Annotated in this window: 27 protein-coding genes; 23 read left to right on the top strand and 4 right to left on the bottom strand. The window is 52.5% G+C overall.

The genetic code is table 11. The features are described 5' to 3' along the window. The first annotated feature begins 139 nt into the window (after nucleotides 1-139). Nucleotides 140-931, top strand: a complete 792-nt coding sequence (locus ACO0K9_RS07790) for an IclR family transcriptional regulator (protein ID WP_422983490.1) — start codon at nucleotides 140-142, stop codon at nucleotides 929-931. Nucleotides 932-1014: 83 nt separating this feature from the next. Here the strand turns inward: ACO0K9_RS07790 and ACO0K9_RS07785 are convergent, their stop codons facing one another. Then, a complete protein-coding gene (locus ACO0K9_RS07785; RefSeq protein ID WP_422983488.1) occupies nucleotides 1015-1581 on the bottom strand; it encodes a glutathione peroxidase in 567 nt (188 codons plus the stop codon). Between the two features lie 367 nt (nucleotides 1582-1948). Here ACO0K9_RS07785 and ACO0K9_RS07780 point away from each other — a divergent pair, with 367 nt between their 5' ends. The 15 genes from ACO0K9_RS07780 to rfaE2 all read left to right on the top strand — a co-directional run bounded on the left by ACO0K9_RS07780 (nucleotide 1949) and on the right by rfaE2 (nucleotide 15708). Then, complete coding sequence (locus ACO0K9_RS07780; protein WP_422983486.1) at nucleotides 1949-2962, top strand: sulfate ABC transporter substrate-binding protein; 1014 nt, start codon at nucleotides 1949-1951, stop codon at nucleotides 2960-2962. A 32-nt stretch (nucleotides 2963-2994) separates the two neighbouring features. Further along, the gene (ssuE, locus tag ACO0K9_RS07775) at nucleotides 2995-3585 is read left to right on the top strand and encodes an NADPH-dependent FMN reductase (protein ID WP_422983484.1); all 591 of its coding nucleotides are present in this window, start codon (nucleotides 2995-2997) and stop codon (nucleotides 3583-3585) included. Between the two features lie 193 nt (nucleotides 3586-3778). Next, a complete protein-coding gene (locus ACO0K9_RS07770; RefSeq protein ID WP_422983811.1) occupies nucleotides 3779-4771 on the top strand; it encodes a sulfonate ABC transporter substrate-binding protein in 993 nt (330 codons plus the stop codon). Between the two features lie 5 nt (nucleotides 4772-4776). Beyond that, nucleotides 4777-5784 (top strand): sulfonate ABC transporter substrate-binding protein, encoded by a 1008-nt coding sequence (locus tag ACO0K9_RS07765; protein WP_422983482.1) that lies wholly within the window; start codon nucleotides 4777-4779, stop codon nucleotides 5782-5784. 25 nt (nucleotides 5785-5809) lie between these two features. Beyond that, entirely contained in the window at nucleotides 5810-6955 is a 1146-nt protein-coding gene (ssuD, locus tag ACO0K9_RS07760) for an FMNH2-dependent alkanesulfonate monooxygenase (protein WP_422983809.1), read from the top strand. Between the two features lie 8 nt (nucleotides 6956-6963). After that, the gene (gene ssuC, locus ACO0K9_RS07755) at nucleotides 6964-7848 is read left to right on the top strand and encodes an aliphatic sulfonate ABC transporter permease SsuC (RefSeq protein WP_422983480.1); all 885 of its coding nucleotides are present in this window, start codon (nucleotides 6964-6966) and stop codon (nucleotides 7846-7848) included. Beyond that, nucleotides 7845-8780, top strand: a complete 936-nt coding sequence (locus tag ACO0K9_RS07750) for an ATP-binding cassette domain-containing protein (RefSeq protein WP_422983478.1) — start codon at nucleotides 7845-7847, stop codon at nucleotides 8778-8780. The genes ssuC and ACO0K9_RS07750 overlap by 4 nt, the downstream gene beginning before the upstream one ends. 69 nt (nucleotides 8781-8849) lie before the next feature. Then, nucleotides 8850-9065, top strand: coding sequence for a TOBE domain-containing protein (locus ACO0K9_RS07745; protein ID WP_110256421.1), 216 nt, complete (start codon nucleotides 8850-8852; stop codon nucleotides 9063-9065). Between the two features lie 32 nt (nucleotides 9066-9097). After that, on the top strand, nucleotides 9098-9946 hold the full coding sequence (locus ACO0K9_RS07740) for an EAL domain-containing protein (protein ID WP_422983475.1): 849 nt from the start codon (nucleotides 9098-9100) through the stop codon (nucleotides 9944-9946). A 183-nt stretch (nucleotides 9947-10129) separates the two neighbouring features. Then, entirely contained in the window at nucleotides 10130-10984 is an 855-nt protein-coding gene (cysT, locus tag ACO0K9_RS07735) for a sulfate ABC transporter permease subunit CysT (RefSeq protein ID WP_422983473.1), read from the top strand. Beyond that, nucleotides 10984-11877 carry a sulfate ABC transporter permease subunit CysW gene (gene cysW / locus ACO0K9_RS07730; RefSeq protein ID WP_422983471.1) on the top strand — a complete coding sequence of 298 codons (894 nt, stop codon included), beginning with the start codon at nucleotides 10984-10986 and terminating at the stop codon, nucleotides 11875-11877. Before cysT ends, cysW begins: the two co-directional genes overlap by 1 nt. A gap of 21 nt (nucleotides 11878-11898) precedes the next feature. Beyond that, a complete protein-coding gene (locus ACO0K9_RS07725) occupies nucleotides 11899-12963 on the top strand; it encodes a sulfate/molybdate ABC transporter ATP-binding protein (RefSeq protein ID WP_422983469.1) in 1065 nt (354 codons plus the stop codon). An 8-nt stretch (nucleotides 12964-12971) separates the two neighbouring features. After that, on the top strand, nucleotides 12972-13904 hold the full coding sequence (locus tag ACO0K9_RS07720; RefSeq protein WP_422983467.1) for a CysB family HTH-type transcriptional regulator: 933 nt from the start codon (nucleotides 12972-12974) through the stop codon (nucleotides 13902-13904). Nucleotides 13905-14026: 122 nt separating this feature from the next. Beyond that, nucleotides 14027-14890 (top strand): ferritin-like domain-containing protein, encoded by an 864-nt coding sequence (locus ACO0K9_RS07715; protein ID WP_422983465.1) that lies wholly within the window; start codon nucleotides 14027-14029, stop codon nucleotides 14888-14890. A 338-nt stretch (nucleotides 14891-15228) separates the two neighbouring features. Then, entirely contained in the window at nucleotides 15229-15708 is a 480-nt protein-coding gene (rfaE2, locus tag ACO0K9_RS07710; protein ID WP_422983463.1) for a D-glycero-beta-D-manno-heptose 1-phosphate adenylyltransferase, read from the top strand. Here the strand turns inward: rfaE2 and ACO0K9_RS07705 are convergent. From ACO0K9_RS07705 to ACO0K9_RS07695, 3 genes are all read right to left on the bottom strand, one after another. Continuing rightward, nucleotides 15697-18204, bottom strand: coding sequence for a sensor domain-containing protein (locus ACO0K9_RS07705; protein ID WP_422983461.1), 2508 nt, complete (start codon nucleotides 18202-18204; stop codon nucleotides 15697-15699). The two genes, rfaE2 and ACO0K9_RS07705, sit on opposite strands and share 12 nt — an antisense overlap. 207 nt (nucleotides 18205-18411) lie before the next feature. After that, complete coding sequence (gene trmL / locus ACO0K9_RS07700) at nucleotides 18412-18882, bottom strand: tRNA (uridine(34)/cytosine(34)/5-carboxymethylaminomethyluridine(34)-2'-O)-methyltransferase TrmL (protein WP_422983458.1); 471 nt, start codon at nucleotides 18880-18882, stop codon at nucleotides 18412-18414. A 13-nt stretch (nucleotides 18883-18895) separates the two neighbouring features. Beyond that, nucleotides 18896-19639 carry a phosphoribosyltransferase family protein gene (locus ACO0K9_RS07695; RefSeq protein WP_422983456.1) on the bottom strand — a complete coding sequence of 248 codons (744 nt, stop codon included), beginning with the start codon at nucleotides 19637-19639 and terminating at the stop codon, nucleotides 18896-18898. A gap of 94 nt (nucleotides 19640-19733) precedes the next feature. Here ACO0K9_RS07695 and ACO0K9_RS07690 point away from each other — a divergent pair, with 94 nt between their 5' ends. The 7 genes from ACO0K9_RS07690 (at nucleotide 19734) to ACO0K9_RS07660 (ending at nucleotide 25545) form a co-directional block, all read left to right on the top strand. Then, a complete protein-coding gene (locus tag ACO0K9_RS07690; RefSeq protein ID WP_422983454.1) occupies nucleotides 19734-20648 on the top strand; it encodes a methyltransferase domain-containing protein in 915 nt (304 codons plus the stop codon). A 220-nt stretch (nucleotides 20649-20868) separates the two neighbouring features. Beyond that, nucleotides 20869-22056 carry a cytochrome c oxidase subunit II gene (coxB, locus tag ACO0K9_RS07685; protein WP_422983452.1) on the top strand — a complete coding sequence of 396 codons (1188 nt, stop codon included), beginning with the start codon at nucleotides 20869-20871 and terminating at the stop codon, nucleotides 22054-22056. A 24-nt stretch (nucleotides 22057-22080) separates the two neighbouring features. Further along, complete coding sequence (gene ctaD, locus ACO0K9_RS07680) at nucleotides 22081-23676, top strand: cytochrome c oxidase subunit I (protein WP_422983450.1); 1596 nt, start codon at nucleotides 22081-22083, stop codon at nucleotides 23674-23676. Between the two features lie 49 nt (nucleotides 23677-23725). Continuing rightward, nucleotides 23726-23833 (top strand): cytochrome oxidase small assembly protein, encoded by a 108-nt coding sequence (locus ACO0K9_RS07675; RefSeq protein WP_222619350.1) that lies wholly within the window; start codon nucleotides 23726-23728, stop codon nucleotides 23831-23833. Nucleotides 23834-23845: 12 nt separating this feature from the next. Beyond that, a complete protein-coding gene (locus tag ACO0K9_RS07670) occupies nucleotides 23846-24433 on the top strand; it encodes a cytochrome c oxidase assembly protein (RefSeq protein WP_422983448.1) in 588 nt (195 codons plus the stop codon). Then, nucleotides 24430-24645 carry a DUF2970 domain-containing protein gene (locus ACO0K9_RS07665; protein WP_422983446.1) on the top strand — a complete coding sequence of 72 codons (216 nt, stop codon included), beginning with the start codon at nucleotides 24430-24432 and terminating at the stop codon, nucleotides 24643-24645. Before ACO0K9_RS07670 ends, ACO0K9_RS07665 begins: the two co-directional genes overlap by 4 nt. Before the next feature lie 39 nt (nucleotides 24646-24684). Beyond that, nucleotides 24685-25545, top strand: coding sequence for a cytochrome c oxidase subunit 3 (locus ACO0K9_RS07660; RefSeq protein ID WP_422983444.1), 861 nt, complete (start codon nucleotides 24685-24687; stop codon nucleotides 25543-25545). Nucleotides 25546-25586: the final 41 nt, after the last annotated feature.

The raw sequence follows: 25586 nt of genomic DNA, 5'->3' as shown, positions 1-25586 counted from the left end.
AATTTTAGATTTGCTCAACAATTGAGCAATTTAACTAAAACAAGAATAAGCATTAATTCGTTATTTGTAAATGCGTTTGTTAATAGTAAAATTCATTCGGACGCAATTCGTGCACAATTCAGGGCAATCAGAGGCTGAGATGACAGAAAAAAACAAGGAAAGACGTGGTATCGGTGCCATCGAGGTTGGTGGCCTGCTGTTGAACGCCCTGGTCAGTTCTTGCCGTGCCATGTCATTAGGTGATCTGGCGCGTGAAAGTGGCATGCCTGCCTCCAAGGCGCATGCCTATCTGGTCAGCTTCGGTAAATTGGGTCTGATACAGCAGGATGGGGCGACGGGCGCTTACCAACTCGGTCCTTTCGCCCTGCAAATGGGTTTGGTCAGCCTGCAGCAGATGTCGCCGGTCAAGCTGGCGATACCCGAAGCCACGCGCCTGGCGGCCAGCATAGACCAGACGGTGGCGCTGGCAGTCTGGGGCAGTCATGGGCCTACCGTGATTTATATTGCAGAATCCAGCCGCCCGATCCATGTCAACATGCATGCGGGGACGGTCATGTCTATGCTGGGTACGGCTACCGGCCTGGTGTTTTCTGCCTACCTGCCAGTGACATTGGTAGATAAAGTGATTGCCAGGGAAATGCAGGATGAACTGGTGATCGGGCAGGCTGGCGTACAACTGAATAGTCAGGATATTGCCGGTGTGCTAACAGAAGTGCGCCAGCAAGGTCTGGCGCGCGCCCAGGGTTTGCCTATCCCTGGCATCAATGCCCTGAGTGCCCCCGTGTTTGACCATACCGGCGCACTTAGTCTGGTGATGACGGCAACCGGCACGAAAGGCAGTTTTGATGCAGACTGGAAGGGGGAACTGGCGCTGGCCCTGCGTGAGAGTGCCAGCCGCGTCTCGCATCAACTGGGCTATCTGCCCGGCTGATGCTGGGGCTTGCCAGGCGCACTTCATCCATGGCGATGAAATGCGTGTTAGCTGATTATTGAGCTGATGAGCTGATTGGCTAATTATTGCGCCAGGGCTTTTTCTACGTCAGCCACCAGTTTTTTATCGTCTGGTGTGGTCACGCTGGAATAGGCGGCAATGACATTGCCCTTACGGTCGATCAGGTATTTATAGAAATTCCATTTCGGTGTGGTGCCCGTGGCCTTGATCAACTGCGCATGCAGGGGGTTAACATCCTTGCCCATGACCGAGGTTTTGGTGAACATCGGAAACTTCACGCCATAGGTGTTAAAGCAGAAATCAGCGATCTGCTGATCGTTGCCTGGCTCCTGCTTGCCGAAATCATTTGACGGGAAACCTAATACCACCAGGCCTTGTTCGCTGTATTTGGCATACATCGCCTCCAGCCCTTCATATTGCTTGGTAAAGCCGCAATAACTGGCAGTGTTCACGACCAGCGCGACCTTGCCCTTGTACTGGCAAAGATCCTGTGTCGCTTCATCCTGCAGGCGTTTGAATTTATGGTTCAGTACGGCTGGGCAGGCATCCCCGGTATCCGCCCAGGCGCCCACGGAGCAACTGATCAGACCCAGAAAAACAGCAAGTTGTATTGGTGTGCGTCGCAGCATGGTTAACTCCTGAAAAAGATAATGTCATCTTAGCGCAGATTTAGAAAAAATGTAGATCAAAACCATGCAATTTCATAGGCAAATCAGTAATCGTATTTTCTATTGATAAAGAGACACCGGAAAAGCAAAAGGGCGCATAACAGATGGCCGGTAAGCTTCATTGGCAACCGTCACAGAATTACTCCTCAGTGCCCTTCTTTGTTGCTGTGCCTCTGTGGTGCGCCTTTTGGTCTTTCATTTTGAGAGGAGTAAGGTTTTCGCTTATGCGTAAATCGCATATAAAACATCGAAACACTTCGTTTTAATTTATATAGCCTCGTTTTATTCTGTATTCCTCATAAAAATATTTTCACCTCAGGACGTACAGATGACTATCAAAAAAATAATCCTCGCAATTTCTCTTGCCACTGTCGGTACTTTTTCTGCTGCTGTGCATGCGGCCGACGTGACTCTGCTCAATGTGTCGTATGACCCTACCCGTGAGCTGTATCAGGATGTGAACCAGGCTTTTGCCAAGCAATGGAAAGCAAAAACCGGTGACAACGTCACCATCAAGCAATCGCATGGCGGTTCAGGCAAGCAGGCGCGTGCGGTGATTGATGGCCTGGATGCCGATGTGGTCACGCTGGCACTTGCCTATGACACTGATGCCCTGGCTGAGAAGGGCCTGCTCGACAAGGCATGGCAAAAACGCCTGCCGCACAATGCGTCACCGTATTCTTCCACCATCGTGTTTTTGGTACGCAAAGGTAATCCTAAAGGCATCAAGGATTGGGCTGACATCGTCAAACCAGGTGTTGCCGTCATCACGCCTAACCCAAAAACCTCGGGCGGTGCCCGCTGGAACCATCTGGCAGCCTGGGGTTACGCCCTGAAACTGCCGGGCGGCAGCGAAGCGACAGCCAAGGAATTTTTGTCCAAGCTGTATAAAAACGTACCAGTACTGGATTCTGGCGCACGTGGTGCCACTACTACCTTTGTTGAACGTGGCATAGGTGATGTCTTGCTGGCATGGGAAAACGAAGCCCTGCTGGCGATCAAGGAACTGGGTCCGGACAAGGTAGAAATCGTTGCCCCTTCCACCAGTATCCTGGCAGAACCTTCTGTCGCCGTGGTGGATAAAGTGGTAGATCGTCGCGGTACCCGCAAAGTGGCAGAAGCTTACCTGAACTACCTGTACACCGACGAAGTCCAGGACACTATCGCCAAGCATTACTACCGTCCGACCACAGAAAAAGCATCGAAAAAATATGCGGCGCAATTCCCGAAAGTGAAACTGTTCACGATCGATGACACCTTCGGCGGTTGGACCAAGGCACAGAAAGAACATTTTGCCGATGGCGGTATCTTCGACCAGATTTATCAACCGGGCAAAAAATAAGATTTGCTGCGGACGCTATAGAAAGCACGATCATGACCATACTGCTGCTATCAGGAAGCCCTTCTTCACCGTCAAGGTCGGCCCGCTTGCTGAATTTTATCGGTGAAAGACTGAATGAACTGGGGCAGCGCACTGTCAGCCTGCCTGTGCGGGATTTGCCGGCACAAGCTTTAGTGCATGCGGATTTTTCAGATCCAGAATTGCAGGCTGCCAAAACCCTGCTGGCAAGAGCTGATGCGATCGTGATTGCTACACCGATCTACAAGGCTGCCTATAGTGGTTTGCTGAAAAGTTTCCTGGATATCTTGCCGCAAGACGGGCTGGAAGGAAAAATAGTCTTGCCCGTGGCAACCGGCGGCAGCCAATCGCATATGCTGGCGCTGGATTATGGTTTGCGGCCAGTATTGGCTGCCCTGTCTGCACGCCATATCCTGCCCAGCATTTATGCGACCGATACCCAGGTGGTGTGGACCGATGGACAGGGGCTGCAACTGGATGAGGCGATCTCCAAACGGGTACAGGATGGCACCCACCTCTTGTTGGAAAGCCTGGTGTCTTTACAACGCAGCAAGCCGGTCGCGCAGCCTGTGCAAAGTCCAGCCCTGAATGGTTTGCCCTGTTGACGCAGGCTGAATACATACACGACACCAGTAACAAATTTAAAAAAAAATAAGGCAGCAAACCCAGCTGCATAACTGAATTGCGAATTGCAGTCCTCCTGTTTATATGCCGTGCACGTCGGCAGGGGGAAGTCTTGCCCAAAATTGAAGGTAAAGTATGAGCGACGATAAAAAGAAGCTGTTTGCAAGCGATACAATGAGCACAGAAAAGCATACGCAACGCGATGCCAAGCGTCTTACTCTCAGTCGTCTGTCTGCCCTGTCGGCGATGGCCCTTGGTGTGGTATTGCCCAAGGCCTTTGCGCAAAACAAGGCGCCTGTTCCAGGTACATTGCGCATAGGTTTTCAAAAATATGGCACGCTGACTTTGCTGAAAGGCACAGGTGCGCTGGACAAACGTCTGGCCGCCCTGGGTGTGGATGTGAAATGGGCAGAGTTTTCTGCCGGGCCGCAATTGCTGGAAGGCCTGAATGTAGGCAGCATAGATTTCGGTACCACCGGCGAAGCGCCGCCGATTTTTGCCCAGGCTGCAGGTGCGGATTTGCTGTATGTCGGCAACGAGCCGCCAGCACCGGGCGGCGAAGCCATCATCGTACCCAAGAATTCTCCATTGAAATCAGCCGCAGAACTCAAAGGCAAAAAAATCGTTCTCAACAAGGGATCGAATGTGCATTACCTGCTGGTCAAGGTGCTGGAAAAAGCGGGCCTCAATTACAAGGACGTAGAAACAGTGTTCTTGCCACCGGCAGATGCGCGCGCTGCCTTTGAGCGCGGCAGTGTGGATGCCTGGGCCATCTGGGATCCTTTTTTGGCTGCAGCGGAAAAACAGATTGGTGCCAGGATACTGGTAGATGGCAAGGGCGCGGTCAGCAATCACCAGTTTTATCTGGCGGCACGTGCTTATGCACAAAAAAATCCCGAAGTCTTGCGCATCGTTCTGGAAGAACTGGCGAAGGTCGATGAATGGGGTGCAAAAAACCTCAAAGAAGTCAGCAGCATACTGTCTACCCAGATTGGTCTGGACAACAGCATCGTTGAATTGTCCACTGCGCGCTTCGGGTTTGGCGTCAAACCACTGACCGAACAGGTGATACGCGAGCAGCAGAATATTGCCGACACCTTTGCCGACCTGAAATTGATACCCAAGCGTATCAATATCCGGGATGCAGTATTCACTGTCAAGCTGTGAGGGTAATGATGTCACCGCTGTCACCGCTGTCACTGCTCTCATTGTCACGACGTGCTCTGCTGGCGTCGACCTTGTTCATCCTGTGGCCAGCGCTGGGTTTGGCGGCACCAGGTGCCGGTGAGCTGCCGAAAGAAATCCGCATCGGTTTTCAGAAAAGCTCGGTCAACCTGACACTGTTGAAACACAGGCACGCGCTGGAACAGCAATTGAAGGATGTGAAAGTCAGCTGGTTTGAATTCACTGCCGGTCCGCAAATGCTGGAAGCGCTGTCGGTTGGCAGCATCGATTTCGCCACCACCGGTGAGCCACCACCTATTTTTGCCCAATCTGCCGGTAGCAACCTGGTGTATGTCGGCGCTGAACCAGCCAAGCCGGGTGTCAGTGCCATTCTGGTCAAGCCAGAGTCACCGATACGCACACTGGCTGACCTGAAAGGTAAAAAGATCGCCTTCCAGAAAGGTTCCAGTGCCCACTACCATGTCTTGCGTGCTATCCAGCAAGCTGGCTTGCAGTGGGCGGATATTACGCCGGTCTATCTGGCACCTGCTGATGCACGGGCCGCCTTTGAGCGCGGCAGTGTGGATGTCTGGGCCATCTGGGATCCGTATTGGGCGGCGATAGAACAAAACACCTCAGTCAGGGTGGTGGCCACCGGCAAGGGCCTGGTCAACAATCTTTCGCATTATCTGTCGTCGCGCAGCTTTGCCGACCGCTATCCGAAAGTGATACAGCTGCTGTTTGAAGAATTGACGCGCAGTGACAGCTTCGTGCAGAAAAACCGGGATGTAGCAGTTGCCATTATCGCTGCCAGCACTGGCCTGGACAAGCCGACTATTGCCAGTTTTCTGGAACGCAGGCCGCGTTCACCGGTGGTTTACCTGACGCAGAACATTATCGATGAACAACAACGCGTTGCCGACAATTTTTATCAGCAGAAATTGATACCCAAGGCTGTTAATGTCAGGGACGCAGTCTGGCTGCCACCTGCGGCCAAAGTCGCATTGAATAAGTAAGAACAAGGAAGGAAGAAAGATGAGCTTGAACATATTCTGGTTTATTCCTACTCACGGCGACAGCCGTTATCTGGGCACGACCAAAGGGGCGCGCCAGATCAATTATGAATACCTGCGCCAGATCGCCGTGGCGGCTGACACCCAGGGCTATGATGGTGTATTGCTACCGACTGGACGTTCTTGCGAAGATGCCTGGGTAGTCGCATCCAGTCTGATCAGCGCCACCACCAAATTGAAATTTTTGGTAGCGATACGCCCCGGCCTGACTACACCGGGTCTGGCAGTACGCATGGCGTCGACTTTTGATCGTTTGTCGAAAGGCCGCTTGCTGATCAATATCGTCACCGGCGGTGACCAGGGCGAACTGGAAGCGGATGGCCTGTTTGCCGACCATGAAAAACGCTATGAAATCACGGAAGAATTCTTGCGCGTCTGGCGCGCTTCCCTGGCTGGCGAAGGTGGTGATACCGGTTATGATTTTGAAGGCAGACATATCACGGTCAAGGGGGCCAAGACCTTGTTCCCGCCTGTGCAAAAACCGTATCCACCTTTGTATTTTGGTGGCTCATCCGAACCTGCGCATGAACTGGCGGCTGAGCAGGTTGATGTCTACCTGACCTGGGGAGAGCCACCGGCCGCAGTGGCAGCCAAGATTGCCGATATGCGCGACCGCGCCGCCAGGTATGGCCGTACCTTGCGCTTTGGCATACGCCTGCATGTGATCGTGCGCGAAACCAATGACGAAGCCTGGCAGGCGGCAGAAGACCTGATCCGTTACGTCGATGATGATGTCATCGCCAGGGCGCAAAAAGCCTTCGCCAAGATGGATTCTGTCGGGCAGCAACGCATGGTTGCCCTGCACGGCGGCAAACGCGACAAGCTGGAAGTATCGCCTAACCTGTGGGCCGGTGTTGGCCTGGTGCGTGGCGGCGCCGGTACGGCCTTGGTGGGAGACCCGGAAACCGTGGCTGCGCGTATCAAGGAATATGCGGCGCTGGGTATTGACACCTTCATCTTCTCTGGTTATCCGCATCTGGAAGAGTCGTATCGTTTTTCCGAACTGGTATTTCCATTGATAGGCAAACAGGTACCTGACGTGTCCAGCAGCCTGACCGGGCCATTTGGCGAAGTCATGGCAAACGGTATCGTGCCCAAGGTGTCACAAAGCTAGGAGCGTATATGGGTCCCATCATCACCGAAGTCGCGCAATTTGCCGAGTTGCCGGGACATCCACGCCAGGGTGGCGGCGCTGTGCCTGAAGGAATATTCAGCGGTATCGCATGGCGTCAGCTTGGTGTGCAACTGTTAGGGAAATTATTACCCTGGGCCCTGCCACTGGCGCTGATACTGGTATGGCAGATTGCCGCCCAGACGGGTTATTTGTCCAGCCGTATTTTGCCTGAACCGCTGGCTGTGGCGCGGGCTTTCTGGACTCTGGGTGTGTCAGGTGAAATCTGGATCCACGCAAAAACCAGCCTGTGGCGTGCGATTTCCGGCTTTGCTGTTGGTGGCGGGCTGGGTTTGTTGCTGGGTTTGCTGACTGGCAGTTTCCGGTTTGCTGAAACCCTGCTTGATACCACGCTGCAAATGATCAGGAATATTCCGGCGCTGGCCCTGATCCCGCTGGTGATCTTGTGGTTTGGCATTGATGAATCAGCGAAACTGTTCCTGGTATCGGTCGGCGTCTTTTTCCCGGTGTACCTGAATACCTTCCACGGCATCCGTACGGTCGATAAAGGCTTGATAGAAATGGCGCAAAGTTATGGCCTGTCTGGCTGGGCTCTGTACCGCGATGTGATCTTGCCAGGCGCATTGCCATCGATACTGGTAGGCGTACGCTTTTCACTGGGCCTGGTGTGGGTATTGCTGATTGTTGCCGAAACCATTTCGGCGCAGGCTGGTATAGGTTACATGACCATGAATGCGCGTGAATTCTTACAAACCGATGTGGTGCTGGTGGGAATATTGCTATATGCCTTGCTGGGCAAGCTGGCAGATGTGTTGTCGCGGGTGCTTGAACATTATTGCCTGCGCTGGCATCCGTCTTATCAAAGGAGGGCATGAACATGTATCGGTTCCCTGAATTTCCACTGAGTGCCGTGGCAGAAATTGCTGCCTTGCGTGAAGAACTGGATGGCGGTTGGGAAACCACTGCTGCCGGCGAATGGGGTAGCGCGGCCAACGACCAGGCCGAAGCCGGGCGTGGGGCTTCGCTGGACTTGCGTGTCATACAAAAATCCTATCAGGGGCGGCAGGTATTGAAATCACTGAACCTGCAAGTACAGGCCGGCGAATTCGTGGCCGTGATCGGTCGCAGCGGTTGTGGCAAAAGCACGCTGCTACGCCTGATAGCCGGTTTGGAACAGGCCGATAGCGGCAGCCTGGAATTCAATGCAGATCAGGCCCAGGGGCAGCCCGGTAAAAAACCCGATACCCGAGTAATGTTTCAGGATTCGCGCCTGCTGCCATGGAAAACCGTGATTGATAACGTGGCGCTTGGCCTTGGCAGCGACCAGTCCGCCGCCCGCCAGGCCTTGCAGAAAGTCGCGCTGGCAGAGCGCGCTGATGAGTGGCCATCTGTCCTGTCAGGTGGCCAGCGTCAGCGCGTTGCGCTGGCAAGGGCCCTGGTACATGAACCAGCCTTGCTATTGCTGGATGAACCTTTGGGTGCACTGGATGCCCTGACCCGCATAGAAATGCAGAACCTGATTGAAAGCCTGTGGCAACAACGCGGTTTTACTGCCGTGCTGGTGACCCATGATGTACAGGAAGCGATAGCCCTGGCGGACCGTGTGATCCTGATAGAAGATGGTCAGATCACCCTGGACAGCAGGATCGATTTACCCAGACCACGTTCACGCGGCAACCCCAGGTTTGCCGAACTGGAAGAAAGCATATTAAGGCGGGTACTGCAAAAACCGCCGGCAGAACTGGATACCGAACTTGGTGATATATCACTGTTGAGAACCGTAAGCCAGGTCGCCTGGGCGATTTAGAGGACTGCGAGCTGCATATGCAGCGCGCATTGCAGGTAATTTATATTTTAATTTTTTAAAGGAAGCATCATGAGCATACAAGCCATCAACGTCCGCAACCAGTTCCGCGGCAAAATCAAAGCCATCATCGAAGGTTCAGTGGTATCTGAAGTCGATGTGGAAACACCGGCTGGTATCGTGACATCGGTGATTACCACCCGTTCCATCAAGGACCTGAACCTGGTCATCGGTTCTGAAGTCGTGGCATTGGTCAAGGCCACAGAAGTGTCGATTGCAAAATTGTAGAAACATGACTGTTATCGAAGTGTGAGGTCTGCATGCACTATCCCGCATTGCAAAACTATCTGAGCCGCCTGCAAAGTACGCTGGCCACCACCAATCTGTGGCTGGACGAGCAGGGGCGTGCCCGTGGGCGTTATTTCAATTCCACCCTGACCAGTGCTTTCCAGGCGATACGTTCCGGTGATGACGGCCGTGTTGTGGCCTATGAAGCCTATGCCCGCAGTTATGCCAGCGATGACCAGGGCTTGAATATCTGGAAGTTGCTGGAAAACGCCGCCAACGATGATGAGTCGGTTGAACTGGACAGACTCTGCCGTCTGCTGCATACCCTGAATTTCTATCGCCAGCCCGAAAGTGCACATCTGGACCTGTACCTGAGTGTGCATAGTCGCCTGTTGGCCGCGGTGGAAGGAAACCACGGCATGGCTTTTCGCCGTATTCTGGATGTGCTGGAATTACCGCATCATCACATCATCCTGCAATTGCCGCAGATTACACCCAGCCAGCGCTGGGTATTGACCCATGTGGCCGAAAATTACCGTCGCAATGGCTTCCGCATCGGCCTGCATGCCGCCAGCCTGGAGCAGGCCGGTGATTTGCTGGACCGCATCCGGCCTGATTCCATCAAGGTCGATATCAGTCTGGCCAATGATGCAGAAGCACAGATTCGTTTGCTGGAACAGGCAGATCGTGGCAATTGCCATGTGATTTTCCGCCGTATTGAAAATCAAAAAAGGCTGCAGGCATTGCGTGATGCCAACCAGACCGCCAGCCCTTATCTGATACAGGGCTTCCTGTTTGACTTGCCGAAAGCCGGTTTGCTAAGCCGGGCAGAACACCAGCAAGCGGTAGTGTTTGAAGATGCTGTTAAATTTGCATATTGATCAGTATTATCTGGTTAATTGCTAAAAAATTACCAAAAAATCGACAAAGGCGATAAAAAAAGCTGGTTTTTGCTGCTCCATATGCGAAAAACGAATTTAGGAATAAGAAAAAATTCGTTTTCTATATAACTAAAAACTGCCAATATTACTCATCAATAGTCGTATCTGTAATAAGGGCTGCATATGGCAAGGTTTTTTGGTAACAATCCACAAGTCAGGCGCGTTATCCCGGGGTTTCATCTTTCCTTGGGATTTACCGTGTTTTATCTGGGTCTGATCGTCCTGATACCGCTGTCGGCGGTTTTCCTGAAGACCTTTACCATGACCTGGGAGGCATTCTGGAATACAGTCACTTCTGACCGGGTTATCGCTTCCTACAAACTGACTTTCGGTGCTTCCTTGCTGGGTGCGCTGATCAATGTGTTCTTTGGCGGCATTGTCGCCTGGGTGCTGGTGCGGTATAAATTCCCCGGCAAAAAACTGGTGGATGCTCTGGTCGATCTGCCATTTGCCCTGCCGACTGCGGTGGCCGGCATCACCCTGGCAACCCTGTATGCACCGAATGGCTGGCTGGGCAAATTGCTGACACCGCTGGGTATCAAGGTTGCTTACACGCCGCTGGGGGTACTGGTTGCCCTGACCTTTATCGGCCTGCCTTTTGTCGTGCGTACCGTGCAGCCGGTACTGGAAGAGGCTGAAAAAGAATTGGAAGAAGCCGCCGTCAGTCTGGGTGCCAGCCATTTCCAGACTTTTGCACGGGTCATCTTCCCTAGTATTTTGCCGGCCCTGATGACCGGTTTTGCGCTGGCGTTTGCCCGCGCCACCGGTGAATACGGGTCGGTCATTTTCATCGCCGGCAACATGCCCATGGTTTCTGAAATCACACCTCTGTTCATGATTACCAAACTCGAACAATACGATTACGCCGGTGCAACCGCGATAGCGGTGGTGATGTTGTTACTGTCCTTCAGCCTGTTGCTGTCCATTAATGCCTTGCAGGCATGGACCCGCAGCCGACAAAACGCAGGGAGAGAATAATGACTGCCATCACCATCAATGCACCCGTGGCAGCACGCCGGTATGAACCTGTCATCACCCCCGCTGCCACCACAGAACCTTTGTGGGTGCGCATCGTTTTATCGGTGACTGCACTGGCTTTCCTGACGCTGTTCCTGTTCGTGCCGCTGGCTGCGGTGTTTTCTGAAGCGTTGAAAAAAGGCTGGCAAGTGTACCTGGCTGCCATCGTCGAGCCAGACGCCTTGTCCGCCATCAAGCTGACCCTGATTGCGGCTGGCATCGCCGTGCCGCTGAACCTGGTGTTTGGCGTGGCGGCGGCCTGGACCATCGCCAAATTCGAATTCCGTGGCAAGAATATCTTGCTGACGCTGATCGACTTGCCGTTTTCGGTATCGCCCGTCATTTCCGGTTTGATTTATGTATTGCTGTTTGGTGCCCAGGGCTGGTTTGGCGAATGGTTGCGCGATCATGAAATCAAGATACTGTTTGCCGTGCCAGGCATCGTACTGGCGACGATCTTCGTCACCTTTCCCTTTGTCGCGCGTGAACTGATACCCCTGATGCAGGCGCAGGGCAGTGAAGAAGAAGAAGCGGCGCTGGTGCTGGGTGCATCCGGCTGGAAGACTTTCTGGTATGTGACCCTGCCGAATATCAAATGGGGTTTGTTGTATGGCGTGATCTTGTGTAATGCCCGTGCCATGGGTGAATTCGGTGCGGTGTCGGTAGTGTCTGGCCATATCCGTGGCGAGACCAATACCATGCCCCTGCAAGTCGAGATTTTATATAACGAGTACAACTTCACTGCTGCCTTTGCTGTCGCTTCGCTGCTGACTTTGCTGGCTTTGCTGACGCTGGCACTCAAATCACTAGTCGAATGGCGCACCAATGAAAACCGCCAGTTGCCACAGGAATGAAGAGAAATAAGGGAGTTCACCGTGAGTATCGCTGTTAATCAATTACAAAAGCGCTTTGGCAATTTCACTGCACTGGATAAGGTATCGCTGGATTTTCCGAATGGCGAACTGACCGCCTTGCTGGGCCCGTCGGGCTGTGGAAAAACCACGTTGTTGCGTATCATCGCTGGTTTGGAATATGCCGATAGCGGACAGGTCTTGCTGGATGGCCAGGATGCATCAGCCCAGCATGTGCGCGAACGCCAGGTTGGTTTCGTATTCCAGCACTATGCGCTGTTCAAGCATATGACCATCTTTGAAAACATCGCTTTTGGCCTGCGTGTCAAACCGCGTCATCTGCGCCCGAAAGAAAGCGAGATCAAGGAAAAAGTCACCAAGCTGCTGGAACTGGTGCAGCTTGACTGGCTGGCCGATCGCTATCCGCCGCAGTTGTCTGGCGGCCAGCGTCAGCGTATTGCGCTGGCGCGTGCGCTGGCGGTAGAACCGCGCGTATTGTTGCTGGACGAACCCTTCGGTGCACTGGATGCCAAGGTGCGTAAGGAATTACGCCGCTGGTTGCGCCGCCTGCATGATGAATTGCATGTGACCAGTATCTTCGTCACCCATGATCAGGAAGAAGCGCTGGAAGTGGCTGACAAGATCGTACTCATGAACCATGGCAAGGTGGAGCAGGTAGGGGCACCGGCCGAGGTTTATCATCATCCGGCCACGCCTTTCGTATATGGTTTCCTGGGTAATGTGAACCTGTTCCGTGGCCGTATCCATGAAGGCATACTTGATGCAGACGGTGTACCGTTTGAAGCACCAGGTCATGCTGAAACGCGGGACGCCTTCGGTACCGGTTATGTGCGACCGCATGAGCTGGAAATTGACCGCTATTCACCGGGTGCTGCCGGGCTGGTCGTGCAATTGCGCCGTGTGCACAGCATAGGGCCACTGGCACAGCTGGAACTGGAACGGGATGACAACGGCGAACTGGTGGAAGCCATGATTTCTACAGAACGCTATGAACAACTGAAACTCAAAGTCGGTGAAGCACTGGTAGTACGCCCCAAGCGCCTCCACGTGTTTGTCGACGCTCAATAAGGTAAGCCATGAATTTCCAACAATTACGCTCCATCCGTGAAGCTTCGCGCCGTGGTTATAACCTGACTGAAGTCGCCAATGTCTTGTTTACCTCACAGCCTGGCGTCAGTCGCCAGATTCGCGAACTGGAAGAAGAACTGGGCGTCGATATTTTTGAACGCAACGGTAAACGCCTGACCGGGCTGACCGAACCTGGCCGCGACATCTTGCCCATAATAGAACGCCTGTTGCTGGAAGCAGAAAACTTGCGCCAGGCAGGCGAAGATTATTCTGACCAGACCAAGGGTACGCTGACCATCGCCACTACCCATACCCAGGCCCGCTACGTCTTGCCGAAAGTGGTACAGGGTTTCCGTCAGGCTTTCCCGGATGTGCGCATCGCCTTGCAACAAAGTTCACCTGAACACATTGCCGAATGGGTCTTGTCTGGTAAGGCGGATATCGGTATCGCGACGGAAGGTTTGTCGCAATTCAAAGACCTGGCCTCATTTGCCTGCTATGAATGGAACCACGTGGTGGTGGTTCCCGAAAATCATCCCCTGCTGAACAAGGACGTGCTGACGCTGGAAGACCTGTCGAATTACCCGTTGATTACCTATGACGTAGGATTTACCGGTCGCGGCCATATCGATGATGCCTTCCGTCTGGCGGGTCTGCGTACCGACATTGTGCTGACAGCCATGGACTCTGACGTGATCCAGCAATATGTGGCATTGGGTCTGGGCGTGGGTCTGGTTGCCTCGATGGCGATAGAAGTGCAGCGTGCACATGGTCTGCGGACGATAGAGGCGAGCCACCTGTTTGCGTCGAATGTAACGCGGCTGGCAGTCAGGCGTGGCGCTTACCTGCGCAGTTATACCTTTGAATTCATACAGCAGTTTGCCCCAAATCTGGACCGTGAAGAAGTCAGACAGGCAATCAGCGAAAATGACATCAGTTGAGCTAGTGGACTTGCACTGGAGCTACTTATTGGCAAAATAAGGCTTGTCGTGAAGCCGTCACATCTCTCTGGTAAAATTAGGTAAAAGATTCTAATTTTTGCTATATCTATCAGAGGTTCACCATGCTTTACCCTGAATTATTCAAGTCTCTGGAGCAAGTGCGCTGGAATATGGAGTCAGATATCCCCTGGGATAAATTTGACGCCAGCAAGTTGACGCCAGAGCAGGCACAAACCATCAAGATGAATGCCATCACTGAATGGTCGGCCTTGCCTGCGACAGAAATGTTTTTGCGCGACAATCGCGGTGACAGCGATTTTTGTGCCTTCATGTCGATCTGGTTTTTTGAAGAGCAAAAACACTCGCTGGTATTGATGGAGTATTTGCGCCGTTTTCATCCCGAACTGGTACCGACAGAAAAAGAACTTGATAACGTGCGTTTCGAGTTCGACCCGGCACCGCCACTGGAAACACTGATGCTGCATTTCTGTGGCGAGATACGTTTGAATCACTGGTATCGTTGCGCATCTGAATGGCATACCGAACCGGTGATCAAGCATATTTACAAGATCATCAGCCAGGATGAGGCAAGACATGGCGGTGCCTATCTGCGCTACATGAAAAAATCCCTGGCCGAAGTCGGCGATGTGGCACGTGCAGCGTTTTCCAAGATCGGTGTCCTGATGGCATCGGCCAGACGCACGGAAAAACCCTTGCATCCTACCAATCTGCATGTCAATCAGGCCCTGTTCCCGAACGACACCATACAGTCTCGCCTGCCAGACCCGGACTGGCTGGAACGCTGGCTGGATGGCCAGATCAAGTTTGATGGCGTGTGGGAAAAGAAAGTCGTTGACCGCATCCTGCATAATATGTCGCTGCTGTTCGAGCGTACATTTGAAACCGTGCAAGACTTGAACCGCTACCGCAAGGAAGTGGCGCAAAGGCTGATTATTCTGCCAGGCAGTTTGCCAAGCGCAGCTTAAACCTGCTTTGAACCTGTACAATCGCCGCTATCATTAGCGGCTTTTTTATTTCTTAAATCAAGACCTCTCAACACAGAGGCACGGAGGCATAGAGAAAAGCACAGAGAAAACCGAAATCGTATTTTCTCGTAGGTTGGGCTACGTTTCATCAGCCCAACACTGTGCATTTGATAAGCAAATACCTTATTTAGATGCTGGGTGTTGGGCTGATAATTCGTAGCCCAACCTACAAATTCGCAATCATTCGCGTTTATATACTCTTGCACTTCTCTGTGCACCCTCTGTGTCTTCGAGCCCCTTTGGTGAGTGGTTTTCGTAAAATACCCACAAAGTTTCTTATGCCACAATTCGAAAAAAAACTTACTACCCGCGAAGAATTAGCTGAGCGTGTGCTTGCGTTGCCGAAACCTGTGGTCATGACCAATGGCGTGTTTGACATCCTGCATCGCGGCCATGTCAGTTACCTAGCAGATGCGCGGGCGCTGGGGGCGTCGCTGGTGGTGGCGGTGAATACCGACGCCTCCGTCAAACGCCTGGGCAAGGGCGACGACCGTCCTGTGAATACCTGCGAAGACCGCATGGCAGTGCTGGCCGCACTGGAAGCGGTCAGTCTGGTAGTTGAGTTTGATGAAGACACAGCCTTGCAGGCAGTGCTGGCCGCACATCCGGATATCTACGTCAAAGGTGGTGACTACGATATGACTACCATACCCGAAGGCCAGGCCGTACTGGCATATGGTGGGCAGGTAGCAGCGATTCAGTTTGAACATGACCGTTCCACCAGCAAATTGCTGGCCAGAGTCAGGTCAGCTGGCTGAGGATTTTTGTTGTTGCAGCAAGAGTTCAAATTCTTCTGGTGGCAGCGGTTTGGCAAACAGATAGCCTTGCGCAAAGTCGCAGGCAGCCTGTTCCAGCAACTGGCGTTGCTGTACCGTTTCCACCCCTTCTGCAACCACTCGCAACCCCAATTTGTGGGCCATCATGATGATTGCTTCGGATAAGGCGATATCGCTGGAACCATGAGCCAGATTGCGGATGAAGGATTGGTCTATCTTCAGGTAATCGATATCGAATTTCTTCAGGTAAGACAGGGAAGAATAGCCGGTACCAAAATCATCCAGCGCCACCTGTATGCCGGCATCGCGGAACTGCAACAGCTTGCTGGTGATGGTATGGCTTGCATCCAGCAGCAGGCCTTCGGTAATTTCGACGATGATGGCCTGGCCCGGCAGGTCCTGGTTTGCCAGGTGCTGTATCCAGTTCACATAGCGTTCCTGATCCCCCTGGAATTCCATCGGTGACTGGTTGACGCTGATCTGGAAGTCAGGATGATAGTCGCGACGCCATTGCTTCACCCATTTGACTGATTCACGGAACACCAGATCGCCGATCGCCAGGATCATGCCACTGGTTTCTGCAATCGGTATGAATTCCATGGGACTGATGAAACCCAGTTGCGCATGCCGCCAGCGTACCAGCGCCTCGGCCTTCTGTATGCGGCCAGTGTGGAGGTCGACGATGGGCTGGAAATAAACTTGCAGATGTTGCTCGGCTATCGCCACCCGCAAATCATTGGTCATGCGCAAACGTGCCAGTGCCGCAGTCTGCAGACTGGGCGTGAAATAACTGAAGCGGTTGCGGCCCTGGTCTTTGGCCGCATACATGGCCTGATCGGCATGTTTGATCAGGTCGTCCAGGTTGTCGGCATCACGCGGATAAATGGTGATGCCCACGCTGGCCGACAGATAGATTTCTTCACCCGCAATCTGGAACGGGGTAGACATGGCGCGGATGAGATTTTGTGCGACGACCTCGGCCCTGTCCTGTTCCCGCATTTCTGGCAGGGAAACGGTGAATTCATCACCGCCCAGGCGGGCCACCGTATCACTTTCCCGTACGCAATTGCGCAGGCGCTGGCCAGCTTCCACCAGCAGGATATCACCAGTGGCATGGCCCAGGGTATCGTTGACTTCCTTGAAAAAATCCAGATCGATGAACAATACTGCCAGCGATAATCTGCGACGCTTGCTGAGCTTGATGTCGTGGTCCAGTCTGTCATAAAACATGCGGCGGTTAGGCAGGCCCGTGAGCGTGTCGATATTCGCCTGTTGCCAGATCAGTGCTTCGGTTTTTTTCTTTTCCGTGATGTCGAGTACCGTCCCCAACATGCGTAGTGGCTTGCCGTCGCTATCCCATTCGACGATGGCCCCGACTGAAAGTATCCAGCTCCAATCACCTGTTGCTGTTTTTTGCCTGAACTCGACACGATATTCCTTGGTCCGGCCTTCCAGGTGACTTCTGTAGGCGCGCTCAGCCACCGCGAAATCGCCTGGATGCAAACGGGCTTCCCAGTTATTCCTGTTTTCCTCGAAGCCCTGGTGCGCATAGCCCAGCATATTTGCATATTCGGCGCTGACGATAGCTTCGCCAGTCTGTACATTCACGTCATACAGGCCCTGGTTGGTGGCCGACAAGGCCATGCGCAAGCGTTCTTCGCTTTCACGCAAGGCAACTTCAGCCTGTTTCCGCTCGGAGATATCGGTGTGGGTACCGATTACCCGTGTGGGTTTGCCGGCGGCATCTCTTTCGATGACGGCACCACGCGTCAATATCCACTTCCAGCGCCCATCCTTGCATTGCACACGGTGTTCATTGATATAGATAGGGGCCTGTCCGTCAAAATGTGCCTGTCGGTCACGTTGCATTTGCAGCCGGTCATGTGGATGTGTGCGACGATCCAGTTCTTCCGACAGGTCGGCAATGTCATCCTTGCTGTAACCATAGATTTCTCTCAGGCGATCCGACAGGATTTCCACTCCGGTTTGTGGATACCAGTCCCAGACGCCATCGCCCGACCCTTCGAGTGCCAGTTTCCAGCGCTCTTCGTTGAGATGCAATTGCTCTTCATCCTGCTTGCGCTTACTGATGTCAACGACCATGGCATAGCAGCCACGTACCTCCCCCTGCTTGTCGAACACGGGAAATAACTGGGCGGCAATATCTTTGTTGCCATGTTTATAGGGAATGCTTGTTTCATAGGAGACGGCATGGCCGCTGAATGCCTGATCCAGGTGAGAGCGTACATGCGCAAAGGCATCCTTGCCGATGACATCGATGACATGCCGACCGAGAACTGCCGATCTGGGAAGTCCAAACCAGTCGATGTACACGGCATTGATGAACTGGTAGCGGTATTCCCTGTCCACAAAAGAAATACACACCGGCAGGGCATCGATCAAATGCTGCAGTTGCTGAAGATCATCCCCAAATGCGTCGCCGGGAGAATTTGGCACCTTGTGGTCTTGGTTTTCCACGTTGTTATAGGAATAGAAGGACGCTTTTTGCGTCGTCCAGAATCAGGATGTGATATATGAATCCTAAAGGATTTTCTGGGGAATTAAACAAATTTCCATTACTGATGTGGTAATTACGGTAATCGGACCTTCGCTGTATTGCTGTCCGCTGTGTCGTTTGCCGCGTGGTGCTTAGCGTGCTGCTTAGTGCGGTGCTCAGTGTTGTGCTCAACTACCGCCGGCAAAACCGTTTTGTCGCCATGCCTCATAAACGACCACTGCCACAGTGTTGGACAGGTTCAGGCTGCGGTTGTCTGGCCGCATCGGCAGGCGTATACGCTGTCCGGGCGGGAATGATTCGCGCAATGCAGGTGCCAGGCCGCGTGTTTCAGCGCCAAATACAAAATAATCGCCCGGCTGGAAAGCCAGGCTGGCAAAGGCCGAGGACCCATGTGTGGTCATGGCAAACATGCGTTGCGTGTCTGGTTGTTCCGCAGCCAGGAAGGCCTCCCAGTTTTTATGCACTTTCATGGTGGCATAGTCGTGGTAATCCAGGCCGGCGCGCTTCATCTTGCTATCGTCCAGCGGAAAGCCGAGCGGCTCGATCAGGTGCAGTTGCACCCCGGTGTTGGCGCACAAACGTATGATATTGCCAGTATTTGGCGGGATTTCCGGTTCAACCAGGACGACGTGAAACAAGGTATTTCCTTCATTAAGTGTGGGGAAGGGTGCGGGCAAACACATAAGTGCTGACTTTGGCCGCGCCAAAACGTTTCAGCATTGTAGCGATTTCATGCATGGTCATGCCAGTGGTCATGACATCATCGATGATGCCGATGTGCAAGTCCTTCACCGTATGCAGTGCATGTTCGTCAAGGCTGAAGGCTTGTCTGATATTGCGGGCGCGGGCATCAATCGGCAGGCTGCTCTGCCTAGCTGTCTCGCGGCTGCGATGCAAAAGTTTCGTGTGCAGCGGTACACCCAACTGCCGTGATAGCGGGCCGGCAATTTCCAGCGCCTGGTTGAAGCCGCGCTCGGTCAGTCTTTGCGCGCCCAGTGGCACGGCACACAGGTAATGGGGCAATTCAAAAGCGGGCCGACGCAGAATGCTGTCGCGTAACATGGCAGCAAACCACGGAGCAAGTGCTAACTGATGGCCAAATTTAAGCGCCAGCACCAGTTGATCTTGCGGTGCGGCGTAGTCACAGACGGCGACCGTCATGTCAAACGCGGGCGGATTGCGCAGGCAATCGCCACAACGCAGGCTGGCAGCATTAGCGGGCAGAGGCAGGGCACATTGCAGGCAGCGTTCCTGTTGGTGTTCAAAATAGGCGTGGCGACAGCCCGTGCAGACCGCCATGTCGGCCTGTTGCTGGCACAAGGCGCAACTGCCGGGGAGTAGCGCGCTGACACTATGTTTAAGGTGGCGCAACAGGGTGCCGGGTAAGGCTTGCATGAGTTTATCTGTGTTGAGAGAGGCAGGCTGGTAAGCAAGCGTGTAAACTGCCAGCTTATCGCATGTTCAGTGTTGTTAAAATCATTATTTGCTTATGTTGAGTGCCCCCATAGATCTGCAACTGGTTCGTCGCCTGTTTGCTCGGCCAGAAAAAATCCGGCCTTCCGCCTTCCTGCGACGTGAAATTGCCAGTCGCATGCGGGAAAAATTGGAACTGGTGAAAATCCAGCCGCACAGCCTGCTGGATGCTGGCTGTGGCGAAACCGATGATGTGGCCGAGTTGCAAAAAAATTATCCCAGTGCGCTTGCCTACGGTGTCGACGCTTCTTTGTCAATGTTGCAGGCGGGCTTGCAAAAACAGCAAGCTGCGCTGTCTGCAGTCGGCCGTTTGCTGGCGAAATGGACGCCGGGTGTATTGCGGCAAGAGGCAGCCCAGCAATTATTGTGCGCCGATTTTGCCCGCTTACCGCTGGCGAACGCGTCCATGGACCTGATCTGGTCGAACCTGGCCTTGCACTGGCATCCACAACCCGATCTGGTATTTGCTGAATGGCGGCGGGTATTGCGTACTGAAGGTTTGCTGATGTTTTCCTGCTTCGGCCCGGATACCCTGATCGAGTTGCGCCAGGCTTTTGCCGGTGTTGATGAATTGCCGCATACCATCCCTTTTGTCGATATGCATGATTTTGGCGATATGCTGGTGAATGCGGGATTTTCCACGCCGGTCATGGATATGGAAAAAATCACCTTGACTTATACGGACGTGAATAAACTCTTGCTGGATGTGCGTGCCATAGGCGGCAATCCTTTGATGACGCGCCGTCAGGGTCTGTTTGGCCGCAGTGCCTACCGCAAGTTGCTGAGCGGGCTGGAACAGCAGCGCAATGCACAGGGACAGTTAGTGCTGAGTTTTGAAATTGTGTATGGCCATGCATTCCGTCCGGTATCCAGAAAAACCGCAGCAGGTGAAGCCATTATCCGCTTCGATCCACACAAAAAAGGGCTTTAACTCACGTCAATGAATAGGTGGAAAGCTGGATTTCCTGGCATAAATCTTTGTGACATTTGAGCCAGATCATGGCTAGCTACTATGTATTCTGCTTGATATCACCCTGCTTTACGCCTTATACTCTCGCAGTTGTGGAAGTTGCCGGTACGCATTTGTAATTTTTGAATCTGTGTCCCTGGCGCTCTGTTAAAAGAATTCTAATCGGGTTTTGGGGAAATTCATGAAACATGCTAAGCGATTAAAGTCGTTCATGCTGGGTGCTTCGCTGTTGGCGGCTAGTCTGCCGTCTTGGGCGGTGGTGAATGGTCCGGCTGTTGACAGCCAGGGCGGGCCGGCGATAAAGCAGTTAAATCTGCAACCGCCTGTCACACAAATTGCAGAGCAAATCTATTCCATTCATAACCTGATGTTGGTTATCTGTCTGGTGATTTTTGTTGCAGTTTTCGGGGTGATGTTCTACTCCATATTGAAGCATCGCAAATCTGTTGGTCACAAGGCTGCCACTTTCCATGAAAGTACGGCAGTTGAAATTGCATGGACTATTGTTCCATTCATTATCGTTATCGTCATGGCTTTGCCTGCAACCAAAACGGTTGTGGCAATGAAAGACACGTCAAATGCCGACATCACCATTAAAGCCACCGGCATGCAATGGAAATGGGGCTATGACTACCTGAAGGGTGAAGGCGAAGGCATTTCCTTCCTGTCCACACTGTCTACTCCTCGTACGCAAGTGGGTGCACCAGGTGTTGAACCGACTGAAAAACGCGGTGACAACTATCTGCTGGAAGTGGATAACGAAGTGATCGTGCCGGTCAATAAAAAAGTCCGCATCATCACTACAGCGAATGACGTCATCCATTCCTGGACTATTCCGGCTTTCGGCGTCAAGCAAGATGCGATCCCTGGTTTTGTGCGTGATACCTGGTTCAAGGCTGAGAAAATCGGTACTTACCGTGGTCAATGCGTGGAATTGTGCGGTAAAGAACATGCTTTCATGCCTATCGTGGTCAAAGTGGTTTCTGATGACGACTACAAAAAATGGGTAGACGTCAAGAAAAAGGAAATGGCTGCCAAGGCAGATGATCCAAGCAAAGTCTGGACGATAGACGAGTTGAAACAGCGCGGCGAAAAAGTGTATGCAGCGAACTGCGTGGCCTGCCATCAACCAACTGGTAAAGGTTTGCCTGGTGCTTTCCCTGCGCTGGATGGTTCTGCTGTTGTCGCCGGACCAAAAGAGGTGCAGACCGGTATTGTGCTCAATGGTAAGGGTGGTATGCCAGCCTGGAAGGCAACTTTGTCGGATACTGAAATTGCAGCGGTAATTACTTACACACGCAATAGCTGGTCCAATAAAGCCGAACAAAACATCGTCCAACCGGCTGAAGTTTTGGCTGCGCGTAAGTAATAAACAGGAAGAACAGGAGAAAAGATGAGCACTACTACAGCTGATCACGCTCACGATCACTCTCACGACCACGCGCATGACCATCCCCATGGTTGGCAGCGCTGGTTGTTTGCAACCAACCATAAAGATATCGGTAGCCTGTATCTGTGGTTCGCTTTCACGATGTTGCTGGCCGGTGGTGTCATGGCTTTGGGCATTCGTAGCGAATTGTTCCAGCCAGGCTTGCAACTCATGCAGCCGGAGTTCTTCAACCAGTTGACCACCATGCATGGTCTGGTCATGGTGTTTGGCGCGATCATGCCGGCTTTCGTTGGTTTTGCCAACTGGATGATCCCGCTGCAAATCGGCGCATCCGATATGGCATTTGCCCGCATGAACAACTTCTCGTTCTGGCTCATGCCACCGGCAGCGCTGTTGCTGTTGGGTTCCTTCTGGGTACCTGGCGGCGCTACTGCTGCAGGCTGGACTTTGTATGCACCATTGTCGACACAGATGGGCCCTGGCATGGACATGGCGATTTTCGCTGTCCACATCATGGGTGCATCTTCCATCATGGGTTCGATCAACATCATCACCACCATCCTGAACATGCGCGCTCCTGGCATGACGCTGATGAAGATGCCGATGTTCTGCTGGACCTGGTTGATTACGGCTTACCTGCTGATCGCTGTGATGCCGGTTCTGGCTGGTGCGATCACCATGACTTTGACTGACCGTCATTTCGGTACGTCCTTCTTCAATGCTGCAGGTGGCGGTGACCCTGTCATGTATCAACACATTTTCTGGTTCTTCGGACATCCAGAGGTGTACATCATGATTTTGCCGGCCTTCGGTATCGTTTCCCAGATCGTTCCTGCATTTGCCCGCAAGCCTTTGTTTGGTTATGCATCGATGGTGTATGCAACAGCATCCATCGCTATCCTGTCCTTCATCGTCTGGGCGCATCACATGTTCACAACCGGTATGCCAGTGACGGCACAGTTGTTCTTCATGTATGCCACCATGCTGATTTCGGTACCTACCGGTGTGAAAGTGTTTAACTGGGTAGCAACAATGTGGAAAGGCTCGATGACTTTCGAGACACCTATGCTGTTTGCTGTCGGCTTCATCTTCGTCTTCACCATGGGTGGTTTCACAGGCCTGATCCTGGCGGTGACACCGATTGATATCCAGTTGCAAGATACTTACTACGTGGTTGCCCACTTCCACTATGTGTTGGTAGCGGGTTCCCTGTTTGCTCTGTTCGCCGGTTATTACTACTGGAGTCCGAAGTGGACTGGTTTCATGTACAACGAACTGCGTGGCAAGATCCACTTCTGGGGCTCGCTGATCTTCTTCAACGTCACCTTCTTCCCTATGCACTTCCTGGGCCTGGCAGGTATGCCACGTCGTTATGCCGACTACCCTGCGCAGTTCACTGATTTCAATCAGCTTGCAACGATAGGTGCATTTGGTTTTGGCTTTATGCAGGTGTACTTCATCCTGGCAGTGGTGATCCCGTCCATCAAAGGTGGCCAGCCAGCACCTGCGAAACCCTGGGATGGCGCTGAAGGTCTGGAATGGACAGTGCCTAGCCCTGCGCCTTTCCATACGTTTGAAGAACCACCAGAATTCAAATAATAGTAGTACGGCTTAGGCTTGCTCCGGGTGTACCGGAGCAAGACAAAAAATGAGTAATCAAAAAAAACCGAACAACTTGCGAACAGCCATCATTTTGTTTTCTGTGGCGCTGGTGTTTTTTGCTGGCGTCATCATCAAGCAGACCTGGTTACGCTGATAGGGGTAGTACATGTTGCAAGATGAACCCGACGCAGGCGGCAGGCGCAAGCTGAATGCAAAAATGCTGGGCAAGTTGCTGGTGATTGCAGTCTTGATGTTCGGTTTTGGGTATGCGCTGGTGCCTGTCTACAAACAGATTTGTGAATTGACAGGGGTAAATATTCTGACCCCCAAGGATATTTCGGTAAAAGAAATATCGAATTCACAGATCGACAGAAGTCGTGAAGTCACCATAGAGTTTGATGCGAATACGCAAGGTCCATGGCGTTTTCGACCTATCGTGGCAAGCATGAAAGTGCATCCCGGTGAGATGGCGCAAGTCGTCTACGAAGTAGTTAACAAGCAGGCTTACAAAATGGATGCGCAGGCAATACCAAGCTACGCACCACAACAGGCCAGCGGCTACTTCAAGAAAATGGAGTGTTTTTGCTTCAAGCAGCAAACGTTGGGGCCGAATGAAGCGCGGCAAATGCCGGTGGTGTTTTATATAGACCCGGCCTTGCCCAAGGATGTCAAGACGATTACCTTGTCTTACACCTTCTTTGAAGTCGGCGGTAAACCGCAGGCGGCAGCGGCAGAAGGGCAGGGCAAGTCATGACAGATTTAAAAGAAGCAAGCAAGCGCAAGGCTTCGTTTTTAGCAACAATGAAAGCCGTATTCTGGTCGTTTTTAGGGATACGCAAGAAAAATGATTATGAACAGGATGCAGCGCAGTTGAATCCTGTTCACGTGATAATTGCCGGTATCATAGGCGCGTTGATTTTTATCGCAACGCTGATCGTGATCGTGAAGCATGTTGTCGCCAAATAACAATTCAAGTAGTAAATTAAATTGCATCGGGAGATGGAAATGAGTTCTCAACACGCTAAAGTGCCCTATTATTTTGTGCCAGGTCCATCCAAATGGCCTGTTCTGGCTGGCACTACCTTATTGCTGACCATGCTTGGCGCGTCGGCCTGGGTCAATGGTCAGGCATGGGGTTCTTACCTGAACTTTGCCGGTATCATCCTGACGCTGGTCGTGTTGTACAACTGGTTCGGTGATGCGATTGCCGAATCCGAAGGCGGTAAATACAGCGCACGTATTGACGTGTCGTTCCGCTGGAGCATGAGTTGGTTCATCTTCTCTGAAGTGATGTTCTTTGCAGCTTTCTTCGGTGCTCTGTTTTATGCACGCAGCATCAGTATGCCTTGGCTGGCTGATCTGGATCACAAGGTATTGTGGCCTGATTTTGCTGCCAACTGGGGTAACACCGGTCCGGCTGGCACCATCGATGCTTTCAAGACCATGGGTCCTTTCCCTATCCCTACCATCAATACAGCATTGTTGCTGACTTCTGGTGTAACGCTGACGATTTCCCATCATGCACTGCGTGAAGGTCATCGTGCGAAAACAGCAATCTGGCTGTTTGCTACCATATTGCTGGGTGCCGTATTTATGGGTTTCCAGGCTTACGAATATATCCATGCTTACCATGAACTGAACCTGAAGCTGACTTCCGGCATCTATGGTTCCACATTCTTCATGCTGACCGGTTTCCATGGCTTCCATGTGACCATGGGTGCGATCATGTTGTCCGTGGTACTGTACCGTGTGTTGAAGGGCCATTTCACACCTGAACACCATTTCGCATTTGAAGGTGCCGCCTGGTACTGGCACTTTGTTGACGTGGTCTGGCTTGGTCTGTACGTTGTAGTCTACTGGTTGTAAGCATACATTAGCTACCCAGAGTGGCATAAAAAAAGCCGCAC

Source organism: Undibacterium sp. Ji50W (assembly GCF_049340445.1).
GTDB lineage: Bacteria > Pseudomonadota > Gammaproteobacteria > Burkholderiales > Burkholderiaceae_D > Undibacterium.
Note: the sequence above shows the minus strand (reverse complement) of the source record. Positions and strands in the feature narration are given on the sequence as shown.